This is a genomic window from Micromonospora sp. MA102 (assembly GCF_025460765.1).
GTDB classification, from domain to species: Bacteria; Actinomycetota; Actinomycetes; order Mycobacteriales; family Micromonosporaceae; genus Micromonospora; species Micromonospora halotolerans.
In genome coordinates this window covers 1-26266 of the sequence record NZ_JAMWEG010000032.1, presented here as the reverse complement: position 1 = coordinate 26266, position 26266 = coordinate 1, and the positions used below count along the sequence as shown (strand labels likewise).

Sequence of the window (26266 nt, the reverse complement as noted above, 5' to 3'; positions counted from 1 at the left end):
TCCCAACCAGCAGAACCCTCCGAAGAAGACCTGCCAGTCCGGGGTATAAATCAATTTGGCACTGGCTTATCAAGCACCCTGTTGAGTTCTCAAAGAACAACCACACACCATCCGGAAACCCCACATCAGCAGGACCCCGTCCGGGGCAACCTCTCTAACTTACCCGGCCCGACTTTCGCTGTCAACCTCGTGTTTGAGGTATCAACTTGGTTCGGTCCGATCCACGCTGACGCACGCCGTAGCCGGCGGTCGTTGCTGTCGTGGATTCCGGCGGACCGGCCGATCGCCGCTTTCGCGGCCACCCGCCCGGCTCCCTGCCGGCTTTCGAACTCTACCCGGTCGGCTTCGCGATCGCAACCCCGGTCTCTCGGAGTCTCTCGCACCGCCCGGATCCTCAGTCTGGCTCGGCGTTGCCGCCACCAGCCTGGCGCCCGTTCTCGGCCGGCTTGTCCGGCCTCCCGCGTGCAGAGAGAAAGTTACGCGGACGGCCCCGAGAAGGCAAATCAGTGATCGTCACTGTGGTTACCCGGTGCGCCGCGGGGCCCGATCGGCAGACGGCCGGACTCGGACCGGACCACCGCGGGCTCATCCGTGCCAGAGTGTTCGGCATGGACGTGTCCCGGTTCCCGGCGGAGACGCTCGCCGAGGAGGCCCTGCTCGGGCTCCTGCTGCCGTTCTGGCAGCTGGTCATCGGCGCCTTCGTGCTCGCCGTCGTCCTGGCATCGGTGGGACGTCTCGTCCGGCGCGGCCCCTCGCGGATGACCACGGCCCTGCTCGTCACCGCGCTGGCCATCGCGGGCTTCACCGTCGTCGGCGTGCTCCTGGAGAGCTGACGCGGGCTCGGAAGGCTGAGAGACCTCAGAGCCGCCGGTTGGCGAGGCTCGGCAGCTCGACGCGGATCGTCCGCAGCCGCTCCGTGTCCAGGTCGGTGACGGCCAGACCCGGCCCGTCGGCCACCTGGGTCAGCACCGTCCCCCACGGGTCCACCACCATGCTGCGCCCGAAGCAGGTCCGCCCCGGCTCGTGGTCGCCGGTCTGGCCGGCGGCCGCCACGAAGCACTGGTTCTCGATCGCCCGGGCTCGGAGCAGCACCTCCCAGTGGTCACGCCCGGTGTGCATCATGAACGCGGCCGGCACCACCAGCAGTTCGGCGCCGCCGTCGACCGCCAGTTGCCGGTAGAGCTCGGGGAACCGGAGGTCGTAGCAGATCGACAGGCCGACCCGGAGGCCCTCGACGTCGACCACCACGGGCTTGTCCCCCGGCGCCACGGTCGCGGACTCCTGGTAGGAGACGCGGCCGGGGATCTCCACGTCGTACAGATGGATCTTGCGGTAGGTGGCGGCGAGCGCGCCGCCGCGGTCGAAGACCAGCGAGGTGTTCCAGGTGTGCTCGGGGTCCGGCCCGGCCTCGTGGAACGAGCCGGCGATCACCCACATGCCGAGCCGGCGGGCGGCGTCGGCGAAGAACCGGCCCACCACCCCGTCGACCGGTTCGGCCGCCGGCATGCCGGCGGCGGGACCGAGGTAGTCGACGTACTCCGGGAGGACGGCCAGATCCGCGCCGGCCGCCGCGGCCCTGTCCAGCAGGGCCTCTGCGGCGGCGAGGTTCGCGGTGCGGTCCGCACGGGAGTTGAGCTGACAGACGGCGACGCGCATGAGCCTCAGCGTACGGTCGGACGGCGGACGGCGACAGGGCTCAGATGCTGGCCAGGACGAGCGCGCCGGCGGCGAACCCGAGACCGGCCAGTTGCACCGGGCGGAGCCGTTCCCGGTCGACCGCGAGGGCGAGCAGCACGGTGCTCGCCGGATAGAGCGCGGCGATGGCGGCCACCACGCTGAGGTGCCCCCGGCCGGCGGCGGCGAGGAACAGCGCGTTGGCCGCCGAGTCCAGCAGGCCGGCCGCCGCGGCCCAGCGGAGGACCCGCGGTGGGAGCCGCAGGCGTACGCCGGTGCGCACGGCGAGCGCCAGGCCGAAGGCGATCGAGCTGACCCGTACGGCGGCCACCGGCCACATGCCGGCGCCCTCGTCGGCTTGGCCGAGTAGCGCGAAGAAGATCCCGAAGAGCAGCCCGGCGCTGAGCGCCATGCCGATCAGCCGTCTGGACACCCGGCCGGTGGCCCCACCCTCCCCCAGGCTGACCAGCGCGATGGCCACGACGGCGAGCCCGGCGCCGGCCAACGCCACGGCCCCCGGCGAGTGGGCGGTGACCAGGCCGGCGACGATCGGCACGACGGCGGCGGTGATCGCGGTGATCGGGGCGACGACCGCCATCATGCCGCCGGCCAGGGCCTTGTAGAGCAGCATCACGCCGGCCGCGCCCGCCACGCCGGCGAGCAGCCCCCACGCCAGGTCCAGCGGGCCGGGCGTGCCCGGCACGATGAGCACGAGCGCGAGCAGCAGCGGGACGCTGAGCAGTTGCGACACCACGGTCACCGCGACCGGGTCGGCGTGCCGGGACGCCTTGCCGCCGGAGAAGTCGGCCGTGCCGAACGCGACCGCGGAGACCGCCGCGAGCACAATGGGGAACATCAGGCAGTCGTACCACAATATTGACCGCGAAGGATAGTGTGATGACCGACGCCGGAGGGCGGGTGGGGGCGGTGACCTCCGCGGTGGCCCGACAGGTACGCGAGCTGCGGGCCGCCCGCGGCTGGTCCTTCGAGGAGCTGGCCGGCCGCTCCGGGGTGAGCAAGGGCATGCTCGTGCAGATCGAGGGGGCGCGGACCAACCCGAGCGTGGGCACCCTCTGCCGGGTGGCCGACGCGTTCGGCGTCAACATCGCCCGGCTGCTGGAGCCGGCCGAGGAGAGCACCGTACGGGTCTCCCGGGCCGGCGACGCACCGGTGCTGTGGCGGGGCGAGCACGGCGGCACGGCGCGGCTGCTCAGCGGGCTCGGCGAGCCGGACCTGGTCGAGCTCTGGGACTGGCGGTTGGAGCCCGGTGAGGCGCACCGCTCCCCCGACCATCCGCGCGGCACCCGGGAGGTGCTGCACGTGCTCGACGGGACCGTCACGGTCACCGTGGAGGGCGTCGACCACGAGGTACGCGCCGGCGAGACGGTCGAGTTCCACGCCGACCGGGAGCACGGCTACCGCACCGCCGGCGACGAACCGGCGCGGCTGGTGATGGTGGCGGTCACCCCGTCGGGCGAGTGGGACCGGCGGACCCGGTCACGCGGACCGCGCCCGAGCTGACCCGGGCGCGGTCGCGGTGGCGGTCAGGCCGACTTCTCCTCGCGGTCCCGGCGGGCACGCCGACCGGTGAACTCGCGGGGCACGATCGTCGGGTTGACGTTCTCCAGGACGACCTCGCGGGTGATCAGCACCCGGGCGGCGTCGGGGTTGCTCGGCACCTCGTACATCACGGAGAGCAGGACCTCCTCCATGATCGCCCGCAGGCCGCGGGCGCCGGTGCCGCGGAGCATGGCCTGGTCGGCGATGGCCTCCAGCGCGGGCTGCTCGAACTCCAGCTCGACGCCGTCCAGCTCGAAGAGGCGCTGGTACTGCCGGACCAGGGCGTTGCGCGGCTCGGTGAGGATGCGGACCAGCGCGCTGCGGTCGAGGCTGCGCACGTTGGTGATCACGGGGAGCCGGCCGATGAACTCGGGGATCAGCCCGAACTTGAGCATGTCCTCCGGCATGACCTGGCTGAAGATGTCGTCGGTCGACCGCTCGGAGACCGACCGGAGCCGGGCGCCGAAGCCGGTGCCGCCGGAGCCGGTGCGGGCCTCGATGATCTGGTCGAGGCCGGCGAAGGCGCCACCGCAGATGAACAGCACGTTGGTGGTGTCGATCTGGATGAACTCCTGGTGCGGGTGCTTGCGCCCGCCCTGCGGCGGCACGTTGGCCACCGTGCCTTCCAGCATCTTCAGCAGCGCCTGCTGCACGCCCTCACCGGAGACGTCCCGCGTGATCGACGGGTTCTCCGACTTCCGGGCGATCTTGTCGACCTCGTCGATGTAGATGATCCCGGTCTCGGCGCGCTTGATGTCGTAGTCGGCGGCCTGGATCAGCTTGAGGAGGATGTTCTCCACGTCCTCGCCGACGTAGCCCGCCTCGGTGAGCGCCGTCGCGTCCGCGATCGCGAACGGGACGTTGAGCATCCGGGCCAGGGTCTGCGCCAGGTGGGTCTTGCCGCACCCGGTCGGGCCGAGCAGCAGGATGTTGGACTTCGCCAGCTCGACGCCGTCGCTGCCCGAACCCGGAGCGCCGGCCGCCTCGGCCTGGATCCGCTTGTAGTGGTTGTAGACCGCGACGGCGAGCGCCTTCTTGGCCTGCTCCTGACCGACGACGTAGTTGTCGAGGAACTGGCAGATCTCCATCGGCTTGGGAAGCTCTTCCCACTTCACCTCGCCGGACTCGGCCAGCTCCTCTTCGATGATCTCGTTGCAGAGGTCGATGCACTCGTCGCAGATGTAGACCCCGGGGCCCGCAATGAGCTTCTTGACCTGCTTCTGCGACTTGCCACAGAAGGAGCACTTCAGTAGGTCGCCGCCGTCACCGATCCGTGCCACCTACGTTCTCCCTGCACTCGTCGGCCGGTGCGCCGGCCCCTGACCTGCGGGCGCCGCGCGCCCGTCCGTCCTGTCGTCCCACCTCGCCGGTCCGACCCAACGAAGCGGCACAGACCCGACGTTACCCGCTGCCGGAGGTTTCTCCGACCCCCAAAACGGGTGTGTCAGAGGTCGGCCAGGAACGATGCCCCGGCCGACCTCCGACCGCACACTGCTCAGCCCGCGGCGTGAGACGCCAGCAGACCCTTCTTGCGGCTGGTCAGGATGGTGTCGACCAGCCCGTACTCCTTGGACTCCTCGGCCGTCATGATCTTGTCACGGTCGATGTCCTTGCGAACCTGCTCGATGGGGCGGTTGCAGTGCCGGGACAGCATGTCCTCCAGCTGCGTCCGCATGCGCAGGATCTCCCGGGCCTGGATCTCGATGTCCGACCCCTGGCCGTAGCCGCCCTCGGTGGCCGGCTGGTGGATGATGATCCGGGAGTTGGGCAGCGCCATCCGCTTGCCCGGGGTGCCCGCCGAGAGCAGCACCGCCGCCGCGCTGGCCGCCTGGCCCAGGCAGACGGTCTGGATGTCCGGGCGGACGTACTGCATGGTGTCGTAGATCGCCGTCATCGCGGTGAACGAGCCACCCGGCGAGTTGATGTACATGATGATGTCGCGGTCCGGGTCGGTGCCCTCCAGCGTCAGCAGCTGGGCCATCACGTCGTTGGCCGACGCGTCGTCCACCTGGACGCCGAGGAAGATGATCCGGTCCTCGAAGAGCTTGTTGTACGGGTTGGACTCCTTCATCCCGTACGACGTGCGCTCGACGAACGACGGCAGCACGTAGCGGTTGTGCACGGCCGCGAACTGGGGCGGCAGGCTCAGGTCGGTCATCGTCAGCTCCTCAGCTCAGGGTCCCGGCGCCATCCGGAACCTGCGCGGCCCCGATGATCACCTTGTCGATGAAGCCGTAGTCCATGGCCTCCTGGGCGGTGAACCAGCGGTCCCGGTCCGAATCCGCCTCGATCTGCGCCTGGCTCTGGCCGGTGTGGTGGGCGACCCGCTCCTGGAACATCCGCTTCGTGTAGAGCATCTGCTCGGCCTGGATCGCGATGTCCGACGCGGTGCCGCCGAGGCCACCGGACGGCTGGTGCATCATGATCCGCGCGTGCGGCAGGGCGTAGCGCTTGCCCTTGGTGCCCGCGCAGAGCAGGAGCTGGCCCATCGACGCGGCCATGCCCATGGCCACCGTCGACACGTCGTTGTCGATGAACTGCATGGTGTCGTAGATCGCCATGCCGGAGTAGACCGAGCCACCCGGCGAGTTGATCCAGAGGTTGATGTCGCGGTCCGGGTCCTCCGCGGCGAGCAGCAGGAGCTGCGCGCAGATGCGGTTGGCGACCTGGTCGGTCACCTCGCTGCCCAGGAAGATGATCCGCTCCTTGAGCAACCGGTTGTAGACCGAGTCGTCGAGGTTGCCAATGGAGTCGCCACCACGGGCCTCGATCGCCCGGAGCGACTTCTTGGGGATGTGCATGTCGGTCATGGCAGCCCTTCGCTCTCCGTACCGTCCTACCCGACACTAACCGCTCAGCCGGAAGGCGTACTCCCGGTCGGGGCACTGTTCGCTCTCAGCGCAGTCACCCTCAGGGCGTACCCGGAAAAGGGTTTCGGCCGCCGCCCGGCGCGGAGCGCGGGACGGCGGCCGACACCGACGGTCAGTGCTGGTGGTCGTGCTCGGCCTCGTTCTGGGCGCGCAGCGCCTCGAGGGTGACCTCGTTGCCCGCCGAGTCCTTGATCTTGATCTTCTCCATCACCGCGGCGAGCGCCTTGCCCCGGCGGACGTCGCCGAAGACGGCCTGCGCGGCGCCCGAGCGGACCAGCTGGTCGTAGTACTGCTGCGGGGCCATCCCGGCACGCTGGGCGCGGTGGACGATCTCGTGACCGAACTCGTCGTCGGAGACCTGGACGTCCTCGGCGTCGGCCAGGGTGTCCAGCAGGAGCTGGATCTTGACGCCCTCGGTCGCGGCCTCGGTCAGCTCGGCGTCGATCTGCTCCTCGGTCTTCTCCTCCGCGGCCAGGTACTCCTCCAGGGAGGCGCCGATGCGCTCGAGCTGGTCGATCATCGCGGCCTTGCGGCTCTCGACCTCCTCCTTGACGACACCCTCCGGCGCCGGCACCTCGGCGGTCGCGACCATCTGCTCGAGGGCCTTGTCCCGGGCGGCGTAGATCTGCTCGACCTGCTTGCCGCGGCTGACCCGCTCGCGGAGGTCGTTCCGCAGCTCCTCGATGGTGTCGAACTCGCTGGCCAGCTGGGCGAAGTCGTCGTCGAGCTCGGGCAGCTCCTTCTCCTTGACCGTGCGGACGGTCACCGCCACGTCGGCGTCCCGGCCGGCGTAGTCGCCGCCCACCAGCTGGGTGGAGAAGGTGGTGCTGTCGCCGGCGGCGAGGCCGACCAGCGCCTCGTCCAGGCCCGGCAGGAGCTGCTTGCTGCCGACCTCGTGCGAGATGTTGCTCGCCTGCCCGCCCGGCACGTCCTCGCCGTCGACGGTCGCGTTCAGGTCGATCTGGACGTAGTCGCCCTCCTGGGCGGCCCGCTCGACGGTCTTCAGCGTGGCGAACCGCTCCCGCAGGCTGTTGACCTGCTCGTCGATCTCGCTGTCGGCGATCTGGACCTCGTCGACGGTCACCTCGATGGTGGCCGGGTCCGGCAGGGTGATCTCCGGGCGGACGTCCACCTCGGCGGTGAAGTTCAGCGAGTCACCGTCGTTGAACTCGGTGATCTCGACCTCCGGACGGCCGAGCGTCTTCAGGTCGTGCTCCCGGACCGCGGCCAGGATGTTCTGCGGGATGGCCTCCTGCACCGCCTCGTTGAGGACGGTGCCCCGGCCCACCCGCTGGTCGATCACGGCCGCCGGAATCTTGCCCCGACGGAAGCCGGGAACCTGGACCTGCTGGCCGATCTCCCGGTACGCCTTCCTGAGGCTCGGCTCGAGCTCGACGAACGGCACCTCGATGGCGAGCCGCACGCGCGTCGGGCTCAGAGTCTCGACGGTGCTCTTCACAGGCGTACTCCTTGACGGATCTCAGTTGAGTCTGGGCGTGTTTGCGCGCATCGAGTGTAGGCGAGCCGGCCTGCGGCATCGGCAGCGCCCGGGTACCGCTCGGAAAAATCGGCGGTTCCCGGACGACCCGGTCGCGAACGACAGTCGGGGTGGCGGGATTTGAACCCACGGCCCCTCGCTCCCAAAGCGAGTGCGCTACCAAGCTGCGCCACACCCCGTGGCGACGAAGAGTCTATGCCGTCCGGGCCCGCCGGACGGTCACCGGGGGCGCGTCGCCGGTGGTTCGCCGCGGCACCCGGTACGGGGCCGCGCGTCCGGTTCCGGGATTCGGTAGGCTGTCGGGCGCGTCCCGCGAGAGCGGGACGGTCGCGGGCGTAGCTCAATGGCAGAGCTTCAGTCTTCCAAACTGACGGTGCGGGTTCGATTCCCGTCGCCCGCTCCACCGGCCTCCGGCCCAGGTCAGAGGCTGCATCCCCGATCCTGGGCCGGACGGCCACTCCCCCGCTCCGATCTTGCGGGCCATCCGTGGGCCATTAGCTGCTCGGGCCGCCCTTGGCTCGGGTCTGCCGGCCGCCGCCCTCCACCGTGAGTCCGGGCGAAGCCGAACAGGCCTGCTCCCCGATGTGCGGACTCACGGCGGAGATGGGCCTGAGGCAGAGGAGCAGTACGTGGCAGACGAGGTGTTCCCCAGCGATCTTTCCGGCTGCATGGAGGTCTTCCTGCTCTGGCACGTCCGCCACGCCCGGTGGCTCGACGGGCGACCAACAACGCACCGAGACGAAGCCGGCGAGCTGGTCTGCGACGAGGAAGACGGTGACGACCTCAAAATTCTGGGGGTGTACTCGTCGGAGGCACGAGCGGAGGAGCGGATAAAGCGAGCCAGGAAGCTGCCTGGCTTCCGCGACGAGCCCGACTGCTTCTACATCAACCGCTACAGCCTCGACGAGGACCACTGGAACGACGGCTTCGTTTCCATTCCCGATGACGGTCAGGCCGACTGAAGGACAGGTTCCTCGCGGAGGGCGAGCCGGGCCGTCCACGGGCCAGTAAGCGTGGCGCGCAGCGGGCACGAGCGGCATTCGGCTCTGCCGCCGGCCGCAGGCGTTTCGGGCAGTACAGGTGCGGCCACCTGCTGCGCTTGTCGATCCGCCCGATGTCCCACGGCATCCCGTAGGCAGCGGCGACACCCCGTAGACGGGCGCCGGGATGAAGGAGGCCGACCCGGCCAGCTGCGCCGAACTCTGCGAGGACGTCGAGCGCATCCATGTCTCCAACCTTCCGCCGGAACCGACTCCCTAGCTCAGCAAGCCACGCGACCAACCGGTATAGAGCCTGCCAAGCATCTGGTGGGACGCGAGTGTCAACCAATGTCCCGTGCCACGCCACAAATCGGTAGCGGTTGACTGCCGGATTCCGCCCTATCAGATCAAGGCGGCCCGCAAGCGGGCCGCCTTGGCCCGGCCCCGGCCTGCTGGCGACCTCCGGCCGGCATCGGCCGGCCACACGTACGAGCCACAAGAGCGGAAGACCTCGGGGCTCCGCCCCGAGCCCCGGCCCACCTCAGAGATCAGCCGGGGCGACATCCTGGCTAACCGAACCAGCTAGCCATAGCGTCATCACATGACAGGTGTCCCACGCGTCTTCGCCTCGGGACAGCAGATCGCAGCCCTCAGGGACACGAACGTGTATCTGCTTACCGTCGAGCTGTGGAGCGGCAACCAGGTAACGGCTCGGTTGGTCGGCCAGCTGAACGAGCGGATGCAGTCGGCGATTGACAGCTACTACGTGGCCTTGCAGGGCTGGACCCCCGGCCAGAGCAGGGACGCAGTCCCTAGCTCGCCAGGGGAGGAGATGTTCCGCGCACTTCGGGTCGGCCTAAGCGACGAGGCGGGCACGGCTTTCACCTTGGAGTCGGGTAGCAGCGGCGGGACGAGGCATGAGTTGCTGTATGAGTGGCATTTTCGTGCGTCACACGAGCTACACGGGAGCCACCTCACGCTCACCGTCATGAACAGCGAAGGCGCGGGCGGCTCAAAGGAGATCGATTTCCCGCAGTAGCGCGTACCCGACGGACGGAGCGCTGCTCTGTCGCCCCGCTTGATCAGGGCTTCCGCGGTGTCCTGCACGACACTGGTGTTGTCGGCATCCAGCAGGAGCTTCACGAGCACCTGGTCGACGGTCTCGGACCCAGCGAACTGGCTCAGCTCGGTGCCCGACTGTTCCGGCCGTCGCCGACCTCGCACGACGGCTGGCGGAAACCTGGTGGCATTCGACCGCGTCAGTGCGGGCATGAAGGTGCGCGCCGTGGGTCCCTTCGTTCGGGCCGTTCTCAGCCTGGGCCTCGTCGTGGCCGTGTCGCCGGCCCAGCCCGCCACCGGAGTGAACGCCGAGCCGTTGATGGCTCGCGACCGGTGCAACGCTCGCCCGCTCCACCGCACTCCGGCCCACGTCAACCTGGCCCGGCAGACAGCCAACGCCGTCCCGGCGCAGCGTGTCGTGACCGGTTGTTGTCACCGCCTACCGTGGCTTCGAGGTCGTCGAACTCCGTCGCGCACTTCGGGAGCCGCCATGCCCCGGTACATCCAGCAAGGGCTCGGTCTCCTCGGCTTCGGCCTGCTCCTGGGCTTCTTCGGCCTCATCCAGATGGTGAACCTCTTCGGCGTCGTGGACGAGCACGCCCGTCAGATCGGCCGGAGCCCGTTGACCCGCTGGGTGGAGGGCCGTGAGGTGCCCGCAGAGGAGATCAGGCGCCGCGACGGGTTCGTCCTCGGCCGGTACATCGTGGGGACCGGGTTCCTGCTCGTCGGCCTGCTGGCCGTTGGTGGCGGCATCGTCTTCCTGGTCACGCCACCAGGGAAGTAGCGGAGCCTCAGCCGCGGTGCAGCCAGTCGGTGAGCCGCTCGACGGTGCGAGCGGCGAGGGCCGGCTCGGCCGCCGTGGTCAGGCCGAGCAGCTCGGCCCGGGCCTGCGCGGACAGCTCCAGCTCCGGGGGCGGCGCCTGCCAGCGGTGTGTCCGTACGCTCACGTCGGCGCGGGCACGTCCGCCAACCGGGAAGGCCTAAGGCGTCAGCCCAGGGCGGCCGCCTTGCGCAGCAGCACCGAGCGTTCGCGCTCGTTGGCGCAGAGCCGGGCCGCCAGCTCCAGCTCGGCGCGCGCTTCCGGTCGCCGGCCGAGCCGGGTCAGCAGCTCGCCGCGTACGGTCGGGACGAGGTGCGAACCGGGGAGCCGGTCCGAGGCGATCAGCTCGTCCACGATGGCCAGGGCCTGCGCCGGGCCCGAGGCCATGGCCACGGCGACGGCCCGGTTGAGTTCGACGACCGGCGAGGGCGCGACCCGGCCGAGCGCCTCGTAGAGCACCACGATCCGGTCCCAGTCGGTCGCCTCCACCGAGGGTGCCGCCGCGTGGGTGGCGGCGATCGCGGCCTGCAGGCCGTAGGGGCCGAGGCCGCGGGCCGAGGCCCTGGCGAGCGCGGCGAGCCCGCGGCGGATCGCCGAGACGTCCCACCGGCGGCGGTCCTGGTCCTCGAGCAGGACCGGCGAGCCGTCCGGGCCGGTCCGGGCGGGGAAGCGCGCGGCGGTCAGCTCGCACAACGCGAGCAGGCCGTGCACCTCCGGCTCGTCCGGCTGCAACGCGGCCAACGTGCGGGCCAGCCGGATCGCCTCGTACGCGACGTCGGGGCGCAGCAGCCGGTCACCCGACGTGGCCGTCGACCCCTCCGTGAAGATCACGTAGAGGACGCTGAGGACGCCGCCCAGCCGCTCCCGTCGCTCGCCGGCCGCCGGCAGCTCGAACGGCACCCCGGTGGCCGCGATCGTCTTCTTGCCCCGGGTTATGCGGGCCTGCACGGTCGGCACGGGTACGAGGAACGCGCGGGCGATCTCCTCGCTGGACAGGCCGCCGACCACGCGCAGGGTCAGCGCCACCCGGGCCTCCGGGGAGAGCACCGGGTGGCAGCTGACGAACATCAGCGCCAGCACGTCGTCGTCGATCCGGTCGGGGTCGATCTCCTCGTCGACGGCGGGGTCGGCCGCGAGCAGGGCGTACCGGTCCTGGAGGGCGGTGCGGCGGCGGATCGTGTCGATGGCCCGCCGCCGGGCCGTGGCCATCAGCCAGCCGGCCGGATTGGCCGGAGCGGCGAGCGGCCACGACACCAGCGCCTCGGCCACCGCCTCCTGGGCCGCGTCCTCGGCCAGCCCGAAGTCGCCGGTGAACCGGGTCAGCGCGGCGACGATCCGCGCCGACTCGATCCGCCAGACGGCCTCGACGTCGGCCGTACCCATCAGATCCGGCTCTCGCGCCCGGCCCGTTCCTCGACGGTCCGCTCGCTGTCCTGCGGGACCTCGTCGTCCCCGGCCACCCGGCGGACCTCGATCTTGGATCCGGAGACCGCCGGGACCCGCTTGGCCCACTCGACCGCCTCCTGCTTCGAGGCGACGTCGAGCAGGAAGTAGCCCCCGAACAGTTCCTTGGTCTCCCCGTACGGCCCGTCGGTGACCACCGGGGTCTCGCCGCTGAAGTCGACCACGACACCCCGGCGGGGATCGTCCAGCCCCTCGGCCGCCAGGAGGACACCGGCCTTGATCATGTCCTCGATGAACCGGCGGGTCGCGGCCATCGCCTCGTCGATCGACGCCATCATGGCCGCGTTCGTCTCGTCGGTGCCCCGCATGATCAGCATGTACTTCGACATCGCGTTCTCCTCATCCGGCGGGGCCGATTCTCGACCCTCGCACCGACACGTCGAACGGGCGGCCCGCGGATCGACACGGCCGCGGAGAAATCTCCCGCGGTGCCGCGGCCGATCCCTCGGCCCGGCGCCCGGACCCTACCGCTCCGGCGGCCACGTCACCCTCCCCCGGACGGTGACCGGTGCAGGACGACGTCGGGCTCCGTCGCTTCCGGCCGCGCCGGGGATCGGCGGGCGGCCGGGGCTGCGTACGATGCGGGGCCGGACATCCCCTCGTCGGGTGGAGGTAGCCACGGATGTCAGGCCAGCGGGACGGTTTCGCCCTCGGCGTGGACCTCGGCACCTCGAACACCGTGGCCGTGCTGCGCTGGCCGGACGGGCGTACCCGGCCGTTGCTGGTGGAGGGCGAGCCGATCCTGCCGTCCGGTGTGTACGCCGACACCGACGGGCGCCTGCACGTCGGGCGGGACGCGCTGCGGCTGGCCCACGCCGACCCCGACCGGTACGAACCGAACCCGAAGCGCCGCGTCGACGAGGCGGAGGTGCCGCTCGGCGACCGCCGGCACCCGCCGGCCGAACTGCTCGGCGCGGTGCTGCGCGCGGTGGGCGAGGCCGCCGTGGGCGCGCTCGGTTTCCTGCCGCCCGCGGTGGTCACCTGCCCGGCCACCTGGGACGCCGGCCGCCGGCAGGTGCTCGCCGAGGCGCTCGCCCTGGCCGGCTGGCCGTCGGCGGCCGAGCACACCCTCTCCGGCCCCACCCCGCCCGGCACCCGGCTGCTGCGCGAGCCGGTCGCGGCGGCGCGCTACTACACCGAGGTGCTGCGCCGGCCGGTTCCGGTCGGCGAGTCGGTGGCGGTCTTCGACTTCGGTGGCGGGACCCTGGACGTCGCCGTGGTCCGCAACGAGGGCGCCGACCCGTGGGGTGACTCCGGCTTCACGGTGATCTCCTGCGGCGGTCTCGACGACCTGGGCGGGCTGGACCTGGACGCCGCCCTGCTCGCGCTGGTCGGCGAGCGGGTCGCCGCCACGCATCCCGCGCAGTGGGCGCGGCTCCGCGAGCCGGCCGACACCACGCAGTGGCGGGAGCGGCTGCAGTTCGTCGAGCACGTCCGGGGCGCGAAGGAGATGCTGTCCCGCACCACGGCGGCGCCGGTGGCGGTGCCGGGAGTCCCGGCCGCCGTGTCGCTGACCCGCGCCGAGCTGGAGGGCGTGGCCACCCCGCTGCTGCGGCGGGCGGTCGCCGAGACCCGCCGGGTCATCGCCGCGGCCGGGCTGACCCCGGAACGGCTCGCCGGCCTGTTCCTGGTGGGCGGCTCGTCCCGGATCCCGCTGGTGGCCCGGCTGCTCCACGCCGAGCTGGGCATCGCGCCGACCGTGCTGGAGCAGCCCGAGCTGCCGGTGGCCGAGGGCGCGCTGACCGACCTCCCGCTGCGGCGGAACCCCTCGGCCGCGCCGTCGCTGCCGCTGGCCCCGGTCGGCGCGGCCCCCGCCGGTCCACCGGTCGCGGCGACCCCCGACGCCGGACCGGCCGGCACCCGGCCCGGTCTCGGCCCCGCCGGCACACTGCCCGCCGGGATGCCGCCCGCCGCCGACCCGGAGACACCCGTCCTCCCGGCCGGCGCCGCGCCGGCCCCGGACGGCACGACCGTCGCCGCCGGGCCGCCGCACCCGGCCCCCGCCGGTGCGCCGCTCGCCGCCGGACCGAACGGCACGCGGCTCGCCGCCGGACCGAACGGCACGGCCGTGGCCCCGCACTCACCCGCCCCGGGTACGCCGACCCCCGCCCTGCCGCCGTACGGCTTGCCTGCGGGCGTACCCCCGCAGGGGCCCGGGATCCCGCACCAGCCCGGCGGGTGGTCGGGCTGGCCCGGCGTACCCGGGAAGGGGACGCCCGGGTCGCCGGCCGCGCCGGCCGGCGGGGGCCGGCGGCGGCGGGCCCTGTGGATCTCGGTCGGGGCGGTGGCCGCCCTCGTAGGGGTGGTCGCCGCGACCGTCCTCTACCTCACCCGGGACCGCCACCCGGAGCTGGACTTCCAGGCGTTCGGCAAGGGCATCCGGGTCGCGGGCGCCGCCGAGCGTCCGGTCGAGATGTTCACGGCGGTCGCCGGCGACCGGGCCTACCTGGCCTATCCGCGTGAGGACGACCGGCTGGCGGTGGTGGCCGTCGACGCGGGCACCGGCAAGGAGCTGTGGCACGGTCAGAGTGCCACGACCGCCGACCGGTGGGCCGGCGTGATCGCGCTGCCCGGCGCGGTGGCGCTGCTCGCCGACGCCGCGAGCAGCAGCACCGCCCGCCAGCTGGAGGTGCTCGACGGCGGGTCCGGCAAGCCGCGCTGGCAGCACACCGTGCACGGGGACGACGAGATGTTCGTCGGCAGGGACGTGGTGGCGCTCACCGACCACGAACGGAAGCGGCTCGTGGGGCTCGACCTGCGCGGCGGCGGCGAGAGCTGGGAGCTGGCCGACCTGACCGACGAGTACGGCAACAGCCGTAACAGCGTGCACCCGGTGACCACCGACGAGGCGGTGTCCGGCCCCGGGTACGGCGACGGTTCACCCCGCGACCCGCAGCAGGGCCCGGTCGAGCGGCTCGTGCAGGTGAGCGCGGACAAGTCGGTCCGGCTGATCGACCTCGCCTCCGGCGGTGAGGTCCGCCGCTGGAAGGCGGTGGCCGAACCGGACGACCTGGTCGCCGCCCACGAGGACCGGCTCTACGTGGCGGGCGACGACGGGCGGCTGCTTGCGTACGACCTGGGGAAGCAGGCGCAGCCGAGCGTGCTCCACACCGCCGAGGACGACGACCGGCGGGCCAAGGCGCTGGCGCCCTGCGGGGAACACCGCGCCTGCCTGCTGGAGGTGACCGGTTCCGACGACCAGACCGCCGTGGTGGTCGCCGCGCAGGAGGGCCAGGGCGCCAAGCGGTGGGCGGCGCCGGGGATGACCCAGCTCGTGCCGGTGGGCGAGCGGGTGCTGGCCCGGCGGACCTATCCGGAGCCGGCGGCGACGCTCTTCGCGGCGGACGGGACGCGGGTGCTCGACGACGAGGAAGGGGTGGCCGTGCGGGTGGACGCCGGCAACCTGCTGCTCTTCGCCGACGCGCTGGGCAGCTCGGTGGACGACCGCAGCGTGGCCGGCGTGGGCGCCGGCTCGGGCAAGCTGGCCCAGCTCGGTGAGCTGAGGGACGTCCGGGGCGACTCCTGCTCGTGGAACACCGAGGTCATCGCCTGCGGCTCCGAGAAGGACTTCGTGCTCCACCGGTTCGTCAAGGAGTAGCCCCCGGGCCCGCGCCGAGGTCCCGGAACACGGCCAGCGCCGCCGGGTCCTCGATGGTCGGCGGCACCGGCTCGTCCCGCCCCTCGACCAGCCCGCGCATGGTCCGGCGGAGGATCTTGCCGGAGCGGGTCTTGGGCAGTGCCGGCACCACGGTCACCCGGCGGAACGCGGCCACCGGCCCGATCCGCTGCCGGACCAGGGCCACCAGTTCGCCGGCGAGCGCCTCCGGGTCCGCCCCGGCGCCGGCCTTGAGCACCACGTAGCCGCTGGGCACCTGCCCCTTGAGCGGGTCGGCCACACCGATCACCGCGCACTCGGCGACCGCCGGGTGGGCCGCCAGCACCTCCTCCATCGCCCCGGTGGAGAGCCGGTGCCCGGCCACGTTGATCACGTCGTCGGTGCGGCCCATCACGTACAGGTAGCCGTCGGAGTCGAACCGGCCGCCGTCGCCGGTCAGGTAGTAGCCCGGGAAGGCGGCCAGGTAGGAGCGGACGTAGCGCTCGTCGTCGCCCCACAGGGTGGGCAGGCAGCCGGGCGGCAGGGGCAGCCGGATCACGATGGAACCGTCGGTGCCCGGCGGCACCTCCCGGCCGCCGCCGTCGACCACCCGCACGTCGTACCCGGGGACGGGCACCGACGGGGAGCCCGGCTTGATCGGCAGCGGCTCCAGGCCGCGCGGGTTGGCCGCCACCGGCCAGCCCGTCTCGGTCTGCCACCAGTTGTCCACCACGGGCACGCCGAGCCGATCCCCCGCCCACGCCCAGGTGTCCGGGTCGAGCCGCTCACCGGCCAGGAAGAGGGTGCGCAGGCTGCTCAGGTCGTGCCCGGCCAGGAGCGCGCCGTCCGGGTCCTGCCGGCGGATCGCCCGGATCGCGGTGGGCGCGGTGAACAGAGCGGCCACCCGGTGCTGGGCGACCACCCGCCAGAACGCCCCGGTGTCCGGGGTGCCGACCGGCTTGCCCTCGTAGAGCACGGTGGTGGCGCCGGTGAGCAGCGGCGCGTAGACGATGTAGGAGTGGCCGACCACCCAGCCCACGTCGGAGGCGGCCCAGAAGACGTCGCCCGGCTCGATGCCGTAGATGTTCCGCATCGACCAGCGCAGCGCCACGGCGTGCCCGCCGTTGTCCCGGACCACGCCCTTGGGCCGGCCGGTGGTGCCGGAGGTGTAGAGGACGTAGAGCGGGTCGGTGGCGGCCACCGGCACACAGTCCACCGGCTCGGCGCTCTCCATCGCCTCGTCCCAGGTCAGGTCGCGGCCGGCGACCAGCGGCGCGGGCTCCTGGGGGCGCTGCACGACCACGCAGTGCGCCGGGGTGTGGGTCGCCTCGTCCAGGGCGGCGGCGAGGATCGGGTGGTACGGCACCACCCGGTCCACCTCGATGCCGCAGGAGGTGGCGACGACCACGGTCGGCCGCGCGTCGTCGATCCGGACGGCCAGCTCGTGGGCGGCGAAGCCGCCGAAGACCACCGAGTGCACCGCGCCGATCCGGGCGCAGGCCAGCATGGCGATCACCGCCTCCGGCACCATGGCCAGGTAGAGCAGCACCCGGTCGCCCCGGCCGACGCCCAGCCGGCGCAGCGGTCCGGCGAACCGGGCGGTCTCGGCGAGCAGCTCGGCGTACGTGAGGGTCCGCACCGTGCCGGTGACCGGGCTGTCGTGGATCACCGCGGGCTGGTCGCCCCGGCCGGCGGCCACGTGCCGGTCGAGGGCGTTGTGGCAGGTGTTCAGCTCCCCGTCCGGGAACCACCGGAACAGCGGCGCGGCGCCGTCGTCGAGGATCCGATCCGGCGCCCGGTGCCAGTCGATGTCCGCCGCGGCCTCCCGCCAGAAGCCGGCCGGGTCGGCGATGCTCCGCTCGTACGCTGATCGATACGCGCCCATCCCGTCATGCTGGCCGGGGGCCCGGGCCGGCGCGACGGCCCGCCGGGGTCGGTGCGCCGGAAGCGCGCCCCGGCTCGGTGAACGGCCCGGCCCGGCCGGTGGGCGGTCGCCGTTTCCGTCCGCCACGACAGGGGTACGGCTGGCACATGGAGACGAACACGAAGGCGTACCTGGTGGGCGGTCCCCGGGACGGCAGCAGCCAGGACGCGGGTGACCAGGCCCTGTTGGAGATCGAGATCGACGGCATGTTCCACCGCTACATCCGCACCACGAAGCAGCACGACGGCGGCACCGTCTACAACTACGACGGGATGGTGGCCCCGGGCGGCGGCGAGCCGGGCGTCGAGGACCCGGCGGCGCGGGTCGCCTCCCCGAAGGCCGACGCCGAGGGTCAGTGACCCTCAACCGACCGGGCGACGGATGAACCCCGCCCGACCGGGTAATGCGAGCGCCGTCCTGGTGGAGTGACGACCGGCGGCGCGGCGTTCCGCGACCGGGCGCGCGGGCGGGCGGCGGGAAGCCGCCCCGCCCGCCGCCACGGTCGTCAGTTGCCGGTCACCCAGTTCCAGGCGGAGACCACCCACTCGGTCTGCTGGAGGTAGGCCACCCCCACGCCGGCCAGGAAGAGGGCGGTCACCAGGTGCGCACCGCGGGCGCTGCGCCGCACCCGGCCGAGCTGCCGCTCCAGGACCAGCCGGCCCAGCAGGCGGGCCAGGGCGAACAGGCCGGCCGCGGTGAGCAGGCTGAGCACGAAGGTGAGCAGCGGGGCGGTCAGGTCGCCCCGGCCGGAGATGGCCCAGATCCCCCAGCAGACGAAGGCGAACAGCGCGGCCGCCGCGCTCCACTCCCCGCCCCTGCGGAGCTGGGCGACGTGCCAGCCCACCGGCCGGCGGGGGGCCGGCTCGCCGGTCCATTCGCTGGTGTCGACGGCGGGGAACGGCTCGGTCCGGGGCGTACGGGACTGGCCGACCGCCGCCACCCCGCGCCGGAACGCGTCCCGCTGCGGCGGCACCACGGGGGGCTGCGGCGGCACCTCGACCGTCCGCTCGGCCCACGGCTGTGTCTGGTCCGCCATCTCGTGTCCTCCCCCTCGACCGACGCCGGCCACGGTTCCGAGGGTAGCGAGCCGGCAAATAGGGTGCCGACCACGACGGTGATGGGTTAGACACACCGGATGACCGACGCGCTGGTGCCCCGGGCCGAGGACTTCGACAAGATCTCCGCACTGCTGACGCTGGCCTTCCACGGCGGCTTCGATCCCGAGCTGCTGGAGGTCGAGCGCGGGATCTTCGAACCGGACCGGTCGCTGCTGGTCCGGGACGGCGGGACGGCCGTCGCGCACGTCGGCGCGTTCAGCCGCGACCTGGCGGTGCCCGGGGCCGATCTGCCGGCCGCGCACGTCACCATGGTGTCGGTCGCACCGACCCACCGCCGGCGCGGGCTGCTCACCGGGCTGATGCGCCGGCAGCTCCGGGAGATCCACGACGCCGGCCGGGAGCCGCTCGCGGTCCTCTGGGCGAGCGAGGGCCGGATCTATCCCCGGTTCGGCTACGGCCTGGCCGCGCAGCGGCTCGTCCTGGCGGGCGACACGGTCGGGCTGCGCCTGCCGGACCCGACGCCCGCCGAGGGCACCATCCGCCTGGACCGTCCGGACCCGCACCGGGCCGAACTCGCCCGGCTGCACGAGCGGGTACGCGCCGACCGCCCCGGCTGGTCGCGCCGCGACGAGCGCTGGTGGGCGTACGTGCTCGCCGACGTGAAGGGGCTGCGGGGCGGCGCCACCGAACGCCGGGTGCTGCTGCACGAGGGGCCGGACGGCCTCGACGGGTACGCGCTCTACCGGACGAAGGAGGAGTGGACCGACACCGGCCCGCGCGCCGAGGTCCGGGTCGACGAGGTGGTGGCCGCGCGGCCGGAGGCGTACCTGGCGCTGTGGCGGCTGCTGCTCTCGATCGACCTGACGCGCCGGGTGTCCTTCTCGATCGCCGCCGTGGACGAGCCACTGTTCCGGCTGGTGGACGAGCCGCGGCAGCTCGGCGCCCGGCTCGCCGACGCCCTGTGGGTCCGTGTCGTGGATGTCCCTGCCGCGCTGGCCGCGCGCCGGTACGCCACCGACGTCGACGTGGTGATCGAGGTCACCGACGACCTGCTGCCGGAGAACAGCGGCCGGTGGCGGCTGGTCGGCGGCCCGTCCGGGGCCGAGTGCACGGCCACCTCGGCGCCGGCCGGGCTGGCCTGCGACGTGCGCGCCCTCGGCGAGCTCTACCTGGGCGGCGCCGGCCTGGTCGCGCTCGTCGCCGCCGGCCGGGTCCGGGAGCTGATCCCGGGGACGGCGGTGACGGTGAGCGCGGCCCTCGGCTGGCACCGCGCTCCCGCCCCCATGGAGGTCTTCTGACTCCCCCGGCACCTGCCGCGCGCGGCGCTGCGCCGGTACGGTCGGGTGATGGGTGATGCGGAGCGGCGCCGGCGGCGGCTGCGGCACCACGGCGACGGCGGGCCGCCGGACGCCGAGGGCGCGAGCGCGAGCACGGCCGGGGTGCACGACGGCGACGACCCCCGACCGCCGCGCGCTGCCAGACGCCCCGGGCCGGATCCGGACGACGGCTCCCGGTCGCCGCGCGTCGCCCGACGCGCCGAGCTGGAGTCGGAACCGCGGGGCCGCCGGCCGGGCCCGGCCGGCGAGGAGGGCGAGCGGGGGCTGCGCGGCCTGGTCGGCTCGGGTTCCTCCCAGGTGAGCGTGACCGCCGCGCTGCGGGCGCGGGACGCCGCCCGGCCGACCGAGGAGGACCTGGCCGAGGCCGAGGCCCGCGTGGTGATCGTCCGCCGAAACTGGGTGCCCCGCGAGGAACTGCCCCGCAACGGGCGGTGACGGGCGCGACCCGGCGGCCACGCCCGTCGGCGACGCGTCAGACGGGCAGGGCGGGAAGCTCCCGGCTCCGCTCGTAGTCGGCGACCTGCGCGATCCGGCGGGCGTGCCGCGGGTTGCCGGAGAAGGCCGTGCTGAGGAACGTCTCGACCAGGGCGGTGGCCTCGTCCAGGGTGTGCTGCCGGGCACCGACCGCGATGATGTTCGCGTCGTTGTGCTCGCGGGCCAGCTGGGCGGTGTCGATGTTCCAGGCGAGCGCCGCCCGGACGCCGGCGATCTTGTTGGCGGCGATCTGCTCGCCGTTGCCGGACCCGCCGATGACGACCCCGAGGCTGCCCGGGTCGTCGACCACGCGCGTGCCGGTGTGCAGGCAGAAGGCCGGGTAGTCGTCGTCCGGGTCGAAGGCGTGCGGGCCGACGTCGACCACCTCGTACCCCTGCTTGGCCAGGTGGTTGGCGAGGTGCACCTTCAGCTCGAAGCCGGCGTGATCGGATCCCAGGTAGACGCGCATACCGCGCAGTCTGACAGGCCCGCCCCCATGCCGGTGCGCGGGCGGCGGCACGGAGGCGGATTCGTCACACGGTCACCGGGGCAGTTCGGCGACGACCAGGCCGGCCCGCGCCTTCGGGGTGAACCAGGTGCTCTTGCGCGGCATCTTCTCCCTGGCCAGGTTCACCGCGACGAAGTCGTCGACGGTCACCGGCGCGACGAGGACGGCCAGCTCCGCCCGACCCGCGTCGACCTCGCCGGTGAGCCAGCTGGCCGGGTAGTCGCCGCCCACGTAGGTGATCCGCTTGTCGCCCGGGTCGAGGCCGAGCGCGTCGCGCAGCAGCAGCCGCTCGACCAGGGCGTGGTCGAGGTTCTCCAGCCGGCCGCCGCCGACCTGCGGCAGGCGGACGGCGTACCCCTGGCCGGCGAGGTGGAGGTGCACGGCGCCGCCAGTCGCCGGGACGCCGACCGGACCGGCGACCGGGGTGATCTCCGCACCGGCGGCGCGGAGCCGGTCGAGCAGCTCGTCCGGGGTGGTGGTCAGCTCGCTGACCAGGCGGTTGTAGGGCTGGATGGCGACCGAGGCCGGCGTGGTGATCACCGACAGGAAGCGCGGGAAGCCGCCGGTCTGCGCGGCCAGGCTGCGGTGGTTGCCGTCGGCGACCACCAGCTCGCCGCCGCCCGCCAGGGCGGTCAGCTCGTCCTGCGCCGGGCCCGGGCCGAGCAGCCAGATGGCGTGCGTGCGGCCGGCCTGGTCCACGTCGGTGGCGGCGGGGGCGCCCGCCGACTCGGTCGCCGCCGCGAGCGCCGCGTGCAGCTCGTCGCCGCGGCCGGTCTGCAGCAGGAGTACGGGCGAGAGCAGGTGACCCAGCGCCTCGGCCAGGGCGACCCGCTCCCGCACCTTCGCGATGAACACGTCCTCGTTGCGGATCACCAGGCCGGGCTCGTCGGCCCGGGTGGAGATCTGGTCGGTGTCGACCATGGCGAACAGCCCGTACGCGCTCTCCTCGCCCGGCGCGCTGATCCGGTAGAGGACCACGACGTGCTCGGCGGGCGTGTAGCTGCCGTCCGCCTTGGCCTCGGCGAGGCGGCCCACCGCGTCGGGGAGCGCGTCGAGGAAGGACTTCCCGAGGCTGCCCGGCGCCCGGTGGGGCATCTCGATGCCCAGGGCACTGTGCGGGTTCGCCTCGACGATCGCGGTGATCTCCGCGTCGTCGGCGAACTCGTCGTAGTTCTGCGCGCCGGTGCCGCCAGTGGTGATCCAGGCCCGGGCGATCGGATGCACGACCGTCATGCCCGCTGACGCTACCCGCGCCACCGGAACCGCCGGTGCCGGACCCGCACGCCGTCCACCAGATGAAAGGACGGGCCCCGCCGGTCAGCGTTCAGGCGGTGCGCTCGGCGGAGGTGGCACTGCGATGGCGGCCGGCGGTGGGGCGCCGGCCGGGCGCCGGGGAGGCGGGGCGGGAGGCGGTACCGGCGTTGAGGCGTACCGTCGTGGACCCGGCCGGGACCGGACGGCCGCTGGTACCCGACCGCACCGGGCCGGGCGTGGCCGGCGGCAGGCCCTCGCCGGCGGGTGGGGTCATCCGGGATGTGGCCACGACCCGGGCCACACCGACCACGATCGGGGGAGCCAGCAGGTCCACCATCTCGGCCGGCAGGGACGGCCGGACGTCCGGCCAGTCGCCCTCCGCCACGGACCAGTACGTCGGACCGGGGTCCTCGGTGTCCGTCACCGGCGCGTCGTCGGACATGCGGCGGTGCTTACCCATGGGAACGCCTCCAGGAGCTGCCGGGGTGCGACCCCGGAGGGCCGCCGGCTGGGACACCCGGTGAAACGAGCCCCGCGCCGCCCGGGTGTCGGAGGGCGGCGCGGGGGTCGGGGTGTCCGGAAGGGGCCCCCGCTCCACGGGAGGCGTCGAGAAGGGGTCCTTCCGTGCGGCTCAGTCGAAGACCGGGCCGACCTCCCGGCTGCGCTTCAACTCGTAGAAGCCGGGCGTGCCGGCGACCAGCAGGACGCCGTCCCAGAGCCGGCCGGCCGCCTCGCCCTTCGGCGCCGGGGTGATCACCGGGCCGAAGAAGGCGACCTGCCCGCCGTCCGGGCCCGGGGCGTGGATCACCGGGGTGCCCACGTCGGTGCCGACCGGCCGCATGCCCGCCTCGTGGCTGGCCCGCAGCGCCTCGTCGTACTCGGTCGAGTCGGCGGCGTCGGCGAGCGCCGGGTCGAGCCCGACGTCGGTGAGCGCGCCGGCCAGCATCTCCCGGCCCAGCTCCTCCTTGCCCAGGTGGATCCGGGTGCCCATCGCGGTGTAGAGCTTCCGCAGCACCTCCCCGCCGTGGGCCTGCTCGACGGCGATGCAGACCCGCACCGGGCCCCAGCCCTTCTTCATCAGATCCTGGTACTGCTCCGGCAGGTCCCGGCCCTCGTTGAGCACGGACAGGCTCATCACGTGGAACCGGATGTCCACGTCCCGGACCTGCTCGACCTCCAGCAACCAGCGGGAGGTGATCCACGCCCACGGGCACAGCGGGTCGAACCACATGTCCACGGCGACACGTTCGGTCACGGTGTCATCCCTTCACGACTCCACGCGCCGGAGCTCCGGCGCCTTCCCCTCCGATCCTCACCCCCCGCGGCATCGACCGGTACCGGAATGAGAGCGTGACCTCGGCCACCGAAGGCTGTCCGTGCATGGAAGACTCGGTTTCGGACCGGCCGTCACGAGCGGGCCGGGAGGCCGGTGCCGCGGGGCGCGGCGAGACGAGTGGGATGGAGACGAACAGTGCCGGGAGTGCGCAACCTGACCCAGGTCGAGGCCACCGAGCGGGCCCGCCTGCTCGACGTCACCGGGTACGACATCAACCTTGACCTGTCGACCGCGGTGCAGGCCGACGGCCGCACGTTCCGGTCGGTGACCGAGGTCCGGTTCCGCTGTGCCGAGCCGGGAGCGAGCACCTTCATCGAGACGGCCGCCGAGTCGGTGCGGTCGGCGACGTTGAACGGCACGCCGGTCGACCTCTCCGGTTGGTCGGCGGAGAAGGGCCTCGCCCTCACCGGCCTCGCCGCCGAGAACGTCCTCGTGGTCGACGCCGACTTCGGCTACTCCAACAGCGGGCAGGGCCTGCACCGCACGGCCGACCCCGTCGACGGCGAGACCTACCTCTACAGCCAGTTCGAGACGGCCGACGCGCAGAAGGTGTTCGCCTGCTTCGACCAGCCCGACCTGAAGAGCGTCTACACCTGGCACGCCACCGTCCCGGAGCACTGGCGGGTGGTGTCCAACTCGCCGGTGGAGCGCGAGGAGCCGGCCGGTGAGGCGCTCAAGACCGTCCACTTCGCCGAGTCGGCCCGGATGAGCACCTACATCACGGCGCTCTGCGCCGGCCCGTACCACGAAGTGCGGGACAGCCACGACGGCATCGACCTGGGCGTCTACTGCCGGGCCTCGATGGCGCAGTACCTGGACGCCGACGACCTGTTCCTGATCACCAAGCAGGGCTTCGACTTCTTCCACGAGAAGTTCCAGGTGCGCTACCCGCTGCCCAAGTACGACCAGCTCTGGGTGCCGGACTTCAACGCCGGCGCCATGGAGAACTTCGGCTGCGTCACGCACGCCGAGTCGCACTACATCTTCCGCTCGCAGGTCACCGACTTCGAGTACGAGCAGCGGGCCAACACGATCCTGCACGAGCTCGCGCACATGTGGTTCGGCGACCTGGTCACCATGCGCTGGTGGAACGACCTGTGGTTGAACGAGTCGTTCGCCGAGTGGGCCAGCCACTGGTGCAACACCCACGCCACCCGCTTCTCCGACGCCTGGACGACCTTCCTGTCCATCCGGAAGAACTGGGGCTACCGGCAGGACCAGCTCTCCTCCACCCACCCGGTCTACTGCGAGATGCCGGACCTGGAGGCGGTCGAGGTCAACTTCGACGGCATCACCTACGCCAAGGGCGCCAGCGTGCTCAAGCAGCTCGTCGCGTACGTGGGCGAGGAGCCGTTCCTGGCCGGCCTGCGGGCCTATTTCGGCAAGCACGCCTGGGGCAACGCCACCTTCGACGACCTGCTCTCCGAGCTGGAGACGGCCTCCGGCCGGGAGCTGCGCAAGTTCGCCGCCCAGTGGCTGGAGACCGCGCAGGTCAACACGCTGCGCCCCGAGGTGACCATCGGCGCCGACGGCGCGTACGAGCGGGTGCTGGTGCGGCAGGAGGCGCCGGCCGGGCACCCGACGCTGCGGACCCACCGGATCGGCGTGGGCCTCTACGACCTGACCGACGGCCGGCTGGTCCGCCGGGAGCGGGTCGAGGTCGACGTGACCGGCGAGCTGACCGAGCTGTCCGTGCTGCACGGCAAGCCCGCCGCCGACGTGCTGCTGCTCAACGACGACGACCTGACCTACACCAAGCTGCGGCTGGACGAGCGGTCGATGGCGACGGTGGTGCAGCACATCGCCGGCTTCGAATCGTCGCTGGCCCGGGCGCTCTGCTGGACCGCCGCCTGGGACATGACCCGCGACGCCGAGCTGTCGGCCCGCGACTACGTGGCGCTGGTGCTGGCCGGGCTGCCGGCGGAGACCGACATCAACCTGGTCACCGCCACCCTGCGGCAGGCGACCACCACGCTCACCTTCTACGCCGACCCGGCCTGGGCGCCGACCGGCTGGGGCGACCTGGCCCGCACCGCCCGCACCGCGCTCGCCGCGGCCGAGCCGGGCAGCGGCTTCCAGCTCGCCTGGGCCCGGGCGTACGCCTCCGCGGCCCGCTCGGCCGAGGACCTGGCCGCGCTGCGCGGCTGGCTGGACGGCGGCGAGGTGCCGGGCGGGCTGACCGTCGACACCGAGCTGCGCTGGACCGTCCTCCAGTCGCTGGTGGCCAACGGGGCGGCCGGGGCCGCCGAAGTGGAGGCCGAGCTGGCCCGCGACCGGACCGCCAGCGGCGAACGGGAGGCCGCGTACGCGCACGCGCTGGTGCCGACCGCCGAGAACAAGGCGGCGGTGTGGGCGCAGCTCACCGGCCCGGAGGCGCTGCCGAACTGGCGCAACCGGGCGCTGCTGCAGGGCTTCACCCACCCGGCGCAGGTGGAGCTCACCGCGCCGTACCGGGAGAAGTACTTCGCCACGGTGGCGCAGGTGTGGGCGCAGCGGGACAGCGAGCCGGCGCAGGAGTTCGTCCAGCTCGCCTACCCGGCGTACCTGGTCGAGGACGACACGGTGGCCGCCACCGACGCGTGGCTGACCCAGGAGGGTCAGCCGGCGCCGCTGCGCCGGCTGGTGGCCGAGGGCCGCGACGGGGTGTCCCGGGCCCTGAAGGCCCGCGCCCGGGACGCCCAGACCGCCTGACCATCCGGCGGGGGGGCCCGGGGGCGCGGGGGCCCCCCCGCGCCTCCCGTCCGGACGATCTCCGCTGGTCATGCGCTACGGTGGCACCGACCACCCCGCAGCGAAGCCGGTGCGAAACCGGCGCTGTCCCGCAACTGTGATGCCCCGCACACGGCGTCGGCCCC

25 protein-coding genes and 2 tRNA genes are annotated in these 26266 nt (G+C 73.0%); 11 read left to right on the top strand and 16 right to left on the bottom strand.

Features of this window, described 5'->3' with window-relative positions:
• Positions 1-608: 608 nt before the first annotated feature.
• The gene (locus NFX44_RS32755; protein WP_262287479.1) at positions 609-833 is read left to right on the top strand and encodes a hypothetical protein; all 225 of its coding nucleotides are present in this window, start codon (positions 609-611) and stop codon (positions 831-833) included.
• A gap of 25 nt (positions 834-858) precedes the next feature.
• Here NFX44_RS32755 and NFX44_RS32750 read toward each other — a convergent pair whose 3' ends face one another.
• Together NFX44_RS32750 and NFX44_RS32745 are read right to left on the bottom strand one after the other, a co-directional pair.
• Positions 859-1656, bottom strand: coding sequence for a carbon-nitrogen hydrolase family protein (locus tag NFX44_RS32750; protein ID WP_262287478.1), 798 nt, complete (start codon positions 1654-1656; stop codon positions 859-861).
• Positions 1657-1696: 40 nt separating this feature from the next.
• Positions 1697-2530, bottom strand: coding sequence for a DMT family transporter (locus tag NFX44_RS32745; RefSeq protein ID WP_262287477.1), 834 nt, complete (start codon positions 2528-2530; stop codon positions 1697-1699).
• A gap of 41 nt (positions 2531-2571) precedes the next feature.
• On the opposite strand from NFX44_RS32745, the gene NFX44_RS32740 reads away from it, so the two are divergent.
• Positions 2572-3195: a helix-turn-helix domain-containing protein gene (locus NFX44_RS32740; RefSeq protein ID WP_262287476.1), complete on the top strand. Its 624-nt coding sequence runs from the start codon at positions 2572-2574 to the stop codon at positions 3193-3195.
• 23 nt (positions 3196-3218) lie between these two features.
• On the opposite strand, the gene clpX is transcribed toward NFX44_RS32740, so the two are convergent.
• The 5 genes from clpX to NFX44_RS32715 all read right to left on the bottom strand — a co-directional run bounded on the left by clpX (position 3219) and on the right by NFX44_RS32715 (position 7781).
• Positions 3219-4514, bottom strand: coding sequence for an ATP-dependent Clp protease ATP-binding subunit ClpX (gene clpX / locus NFX44_RS32735; RefSeq protein ID WP_091319119.1), 1296 nt, complete (start codon positions 4512-4514; stop codon positions 3219-3221).
• 215 nt (positions 4515-4729) lie between these two features.
• Positions 4730-5392 carry an ATP-dependent Clp protease proteolytic subunit gene (locus NFX44_RS32730; protein ID WP_013288034.1) on the bottom strand — a complete coding sequence of 221 codons (663 nt, stop codon included), beginning with the start codon at positions 5390-5392 and terminating at the stop codon, positions 4730-4732.
• Between the two features lie 10 nt (positions 5393-5402).
• Entirely contained in the window at positions 5403-6044 is a 642-nt protein-coding gene (locus tag NFX44_RS32725; protein WP_088960728.1) for an ATP-dependent Clp protease proteolytic subunit, read from the bottom strand.
• 172 nt (positions 6045-6216) lie between these two features.
• Complete coding sequence (gene tig, locus NFX44_RS32720; RefSeq protein WP_262287475.1) at positions 6217-7563, bottom strand: trigger factor; 1347 nt, start codon at positions 7561-7563, stop codon at positions 6217-6219.
• Between the two features lie 144 nt (positions 7564-7707).
• A tRNA-Pro gene (locus tag NFX44_RS32715) sits at positions 7708-7781 on the bottom strand.
• A 150-nt stretch (positions 7782-7931) separates the two neighbouring features.
• Here NFX44_RS32715 and NFX44_RS32710 point away from each other — a divergent pair.
• The 4 genes from NFX44_RS32710 (at position 7932) to NFX44_RS32695 (ending at position 10425) form a co-directional block, all read left to right on the top strand.
• Positions 7932-8005: transfer RNA gene (locus NFX44_RS32710), tRNA-Gly, on the top strand.
• 226 nt (positions 8006-8231) lie between these two features.
• Positions 8232-8564 carry a hypothetical protein gene (locus NFX44_RS32705; RefSeq protein ID WP_262285843.1) on the top strand — a complete coding sequence of 111 codons (333 nt, stop codon included), beginning with the start codon at positions 8232-8234 and terminating at the stop codon, positions 8562-8564.
• Between the two features lie 619 nt (positions 8565-9183).
• Positions 9184-9621: a hypothetical protein gene (locus NFX44_RS32700; protein WP_262287474.1), complete on the top strand. Its 438-nt coding sequence runs from the start codon at positions 9184-9186 to the stop codon at positions 9619-9621.
• A gap of 510 nt (positions 9622-10131) precedes the next feature.
• Positions 10132-10425, top strand: coding sequence for a hypothetical protein (locus NFX44_RS32695; protein ID WP_262287473.1), 294 nt, complete (start codon positions 10132-10134; stop codon positions 10423-10425).
• A gap of 7 nt (positions 10426-10432) precedes the next feature.
• On the opposite strand, the gene NFX44_RS32690 is transcribed toward NFX44_RS32695, so the two are convergent.
• The 3 genes from NFX44_RS32690 to NFX44_RS32680 are packed head-to-tail and all read right to left on the bottom strand — an operon-like array spanning position 10433 to position 12254.
• Positions 10433-10588 (bottom strand): hypothetical protein, encoded by a 156-nt coding sequence (locus tag NFX44_RS32690; protein WP_262287472.1) that lies wholly within the window; start codon positions 10586-10588, stop codon positions 10433-10435.
• Positions 10589-10629: 41 nt separating this feature from the next.
• On the bottom strand, positions 10630-11844 hold the full coding sequence (locus NFX44_RS32685) for an RNA polymerase sigma factor (protein ID WP_262287471.1): 1215 nt from the start codon (positions 11842-11844) through the stop codon (positions 10630-10632).
• Positions 11844-12254, bottom strand: a complete 411-nt coding sequence (locus NFX44_RS32680; protein WP_262287470.1) for a YciI family protein — start codon at positions 12252-12254, stop codon at positions 11844-11846. The genes NFX44_RS32685 and NFX44_RS32680 overlap by 1 nt, the downstream gene beginning before the upstream one ends.
• A 293-nt stretch (positions 12255-12547) precedes the next feature.
• On the opposite strand from NFX44_RS32680, the gene NFX44_RS32675 reads away from it, so the two are divergent.
• Entirely contained in the window at positions 12548-15523 is a 2976-nt protein-coding gene (locus NFX44_RS32675) for an Hsp70 family protein (RefSeq protein ID WP_262287469.1), read from the top strand.
• Here NFX44_RS32675 and NFX44_RS32670 read toward each other — a convergent pair.
• A complete protein-coding gene (locus tag NFX44_RS32670) occupies positions 15513-17405 on the bottom strand; it encodes a propionyl-CoA synthetase (RefSeq protein ID WP_262287468.1) in 1893 nt (630 codons plus the stop codon). The genes NFX44_RS32675 and NFX44_RS32670 overlap by 11 nt on opposite strands.
• A gap of 146 nt (positions 17406-17551) precedes the next feature.
• On the opposite strand from NFX44_RS32670, the gene NFX44_RS32665 reads away from it, so the two are divergent.
• Positions 17552-17803, top strand: a complete 252-nt coding sequence (locus NFX44_RS32665; protein ID WP_262287467.1) for a hypothetical protein — start codon at positions 17552-17554, stop codon at positions 17801-17803.
• A gap of 146 nt (positions 17804-17949) precedes the next feature.
• Here NFX44_RS32665 and NFX44_RS32660 read toward each other — a convergent pair whose 3' ends face one another.
• On the bottom strand, positions 17950-18480 hold the full coding sequence (locus NFX44_RS32660) for a hypothetical protein (protein ID WP_262287466.1): 531 nt from the start codon (positions 18478-18480) through the stop codon (positions 17950-17952).
• 99 nt (positions 18481-18579) lie between these two features.
• Between NFX44_RS32660 and NFX44_RS32655 the strand changes: the two genes are divergently transcribed.
• Positions 18580-19800 (top strand): GNAT family N-acetyltransferase, encoded by a 1221-nt coding sequence (locus NFX44_RS32655; protein WP_262287465.1) that lies wholly within the window; start codon positions 18580-18582, stop codon positions 19798-19800.
• A 48-nt stretch (positions 19801-19848) separates the two neighbouring features.
• The gene (locus NFX44_RS32650; protein WP_262287464.1) at positions 19849-20274 is read left to right on the top strand and encodes a hypothetical protein; all 426 of its coding nucleotides are present in this window, start codon (positions 19849-19851) and stop codon (positions 20272-20274) included.
• 37 nt (positions 20275-20311) lie between these two features.
• Here NFX44_RS32650 and NFX44_RS32645 read toward each other — a convergent pair whose 3' ends face one another.
• The 4 genes from NFX44_RS32645 to NFX44_RS32630 form a co-directional block, all read right to left on the bottom strand.
• Positions 20312-20782 carry a ribose-5-phosphate isomerase gene (locus NFX44_RS32645; RefSeq protein WP_262287463.1) on the bottom strand — a complete coding sequence of 157 codons (471 nt, stop codon included), beginning with the start codon at positions 20780-20782 and terminating at the stop codon, positions 20312-20314.
• Positions 20783-20854: 72 nt separating this feature from the next.
• Positions 20855-22054, bottom strand: coding sequence for a DUF1015 family protein (locus NFX44_RS32640; RefSeq protein WP_262287462.1), 1200 nt, complete (start codon positions 22052-22054; stop codon positions 20855-20857).
• 91 nt (positions 22055-22145) lie between these two features.
• Positions 22146-22535, bottom strand: coding sequence for a hypothetical protein (locus NFX44_RS32635; RefSeq protein WP_262287461.1), 390 nt, complete (start codon positions 22533-22535; stop codon positions 22146-22148).
• A gap of 171 nt (positions 22536-22706) precedes the next feature.
• Entirely contained in the window at positions 22707-23330 is a 624-nt protein-coding gene (locus NFX44_RS32630; RefSeq protein WP_262287460.1) for a DsbA family protein, read from the bottom strand.
• Positions 23331-23555: 225 nt separating this feature from the next.
• Here NFX44_RS32630 and pepN point away from each other — a divergent pair, with 225 nt between their 5' ends.
• A complete protein-coding gene (gene pepN, locus NFX44_RS32625; protein ID WP_262287459.1) occupies positions 23556-26102 on the top strand; it encodes an aminopeptidase N in 2547 nt (848 codons plus the stop codon).
• The last annotated feature ends 164 nt before the right edge of the window (positions 26103-26266 follow it).

What these genes read in the sequence shown, in the direction of transcription:
- NFX44_RS32755 (WP_262287479.1), top strand. Translation starts at nt 609, where the DNA reads ATGGACGTGTCCCGGTTCCCGGCGGAGACGCTCGCCGAGGAGGCCCTG.
- NFX44_RS32750 (WP_262287478.1), bottom strand. Translation starts at nt 1,656, where the DNA reads ATGCGCGTCGCCGTCTGTCAGCTCAACTCCCGTGCGGACCGCACCGCG.
- NFX44_RS32745 (WP_262287477.1), bottom strand. Translation starts at nt 2,530, where the DNA reads ATGTTCCCCATTGTGCTCGCGGCGGTCTCCGCGGTCGCGTTCGGCACG.
- NFX44_RS32740 (WP_262287476.1), top strand. Translation starts at nt 2,572, where the DNA reads ATGACCGACGCCGGAGGGCGGGTGGGGGCGGTGACCTCCGCGGTGGCC.
- NFX44_RS32730 (WP_013288034.1), bottom strand. Translation starts at nt 5,392, where the DNA reads ATGACCGACCTGAGCCTGCCGCCCCAGTTCGCGGCCGTGCACAACCGC.
- NFX44_RS32725 (WP_088960728.1), bottom strand. Translation starts at nt 6,044, where the DNA reads ATGACCGACATGCACATCCCCAAGAAGTCGCTCCGGGCGATCGAGGCC.
- NFX44_RS32700 (WP_262287474.1), top strand. Translation starts at nt 9,184, where the DNA reads ATGACAGGTGTCCCACGCGTCTTCGCCTCGGGACAGCAGATCGCAGCC.
- NFX44_RS32695 (WP_262287473.1), top strand. Translation starts at nt 10,132, where the DNA reads ATGCCCCGGTACATCCAGCAAGGGCTCGGTCTCCTCGGCTTCGGCCTG.
- NFX44_RS32685 (WP_262287471.1), bottom strand. Translation starts at nt 11,844, where the DNA reads ATGGGTACGGCCGACGTCGAGGCCGTCTGGCGGATCGAGTCGGCGCGG.
- NFX44_RS32680 (WP_262287470.1), bottom strand. Translation starts at nt 12,254, where the DNA reads ATGTCGAAGTACATGCTGATCATGCGGGGCACCGACGAGACGAACGCG.
- NFX44_RS32675 (WP_262287469.1), top strand. Translation starts at nt 12,548, where the DNA reads ATGTCAGGCCAGCGGGACGGTTTCGCCCTCGGCGTGGACCTCGGCACC.
- NFX44_RS32670 (WP_262287468.1), bottom strand. Translation starts at nt 17,405, where the DNA reads ATGGGCGCGTATCGATCAGCGTACGAGCGGAGCATCGCCGACCCGGCC.
- NFX44_RS32665 (WP_262287467.1), top strand. Translation starts at nt 17,552, where the DNA reads ATGGAGACGAACACGAAGGCGTACCTGGTGGGCGGTCCCCGGGACGGC.
- NFX44_RS32660 (WP_262287466.1), bottom strand. Translation starts at nt 18,480, where the DNA reads ATGGCGGACCAGACACAGCCGTGGGCCGAGCGGACGGTCGAGGTGCCG.
- NFX44_RS32655 (WP_262287465.1), top strand. Translation starts at nt 18,580, where the DNA reads ATGACCGACGCGCTGGTGCCCCGGGCCGAGGACTTCGACAAGATCTCC.
- NFX44_RS32650 (WP_262287464.1), top strand. Translation starts at nt 19,849, where the DNA reads ATGGGTGATGCGGAGCGGCGCCGGCGGCGGCTGCGGCACCACGGCGAC.
- NFX44_RS32645 (WP_262287463.1), bottom strand. Translation starts at nt 20,782, where the DNA reads ATGCGCGTCTACCTGGGATCCGATCACGCCGGCTTCGAGCTGAAGGTG.
- NFX44_RS32640 (WP_262287462.1), bottom strand. Translation starts at nt 22,054, where the DNA reads ATGACGGTCGTGCATCCGATCGCCCGGGCCTGGATCACCACTGGCGGC.
- NFX44_RS32635 (WP_262287461.1), bottom strand. Translation starts at nt 22,535, where the DNA reads ATGGGTAAGCACCGCCGCATGTCCGACGACGCGCCGGTGACGGACACC.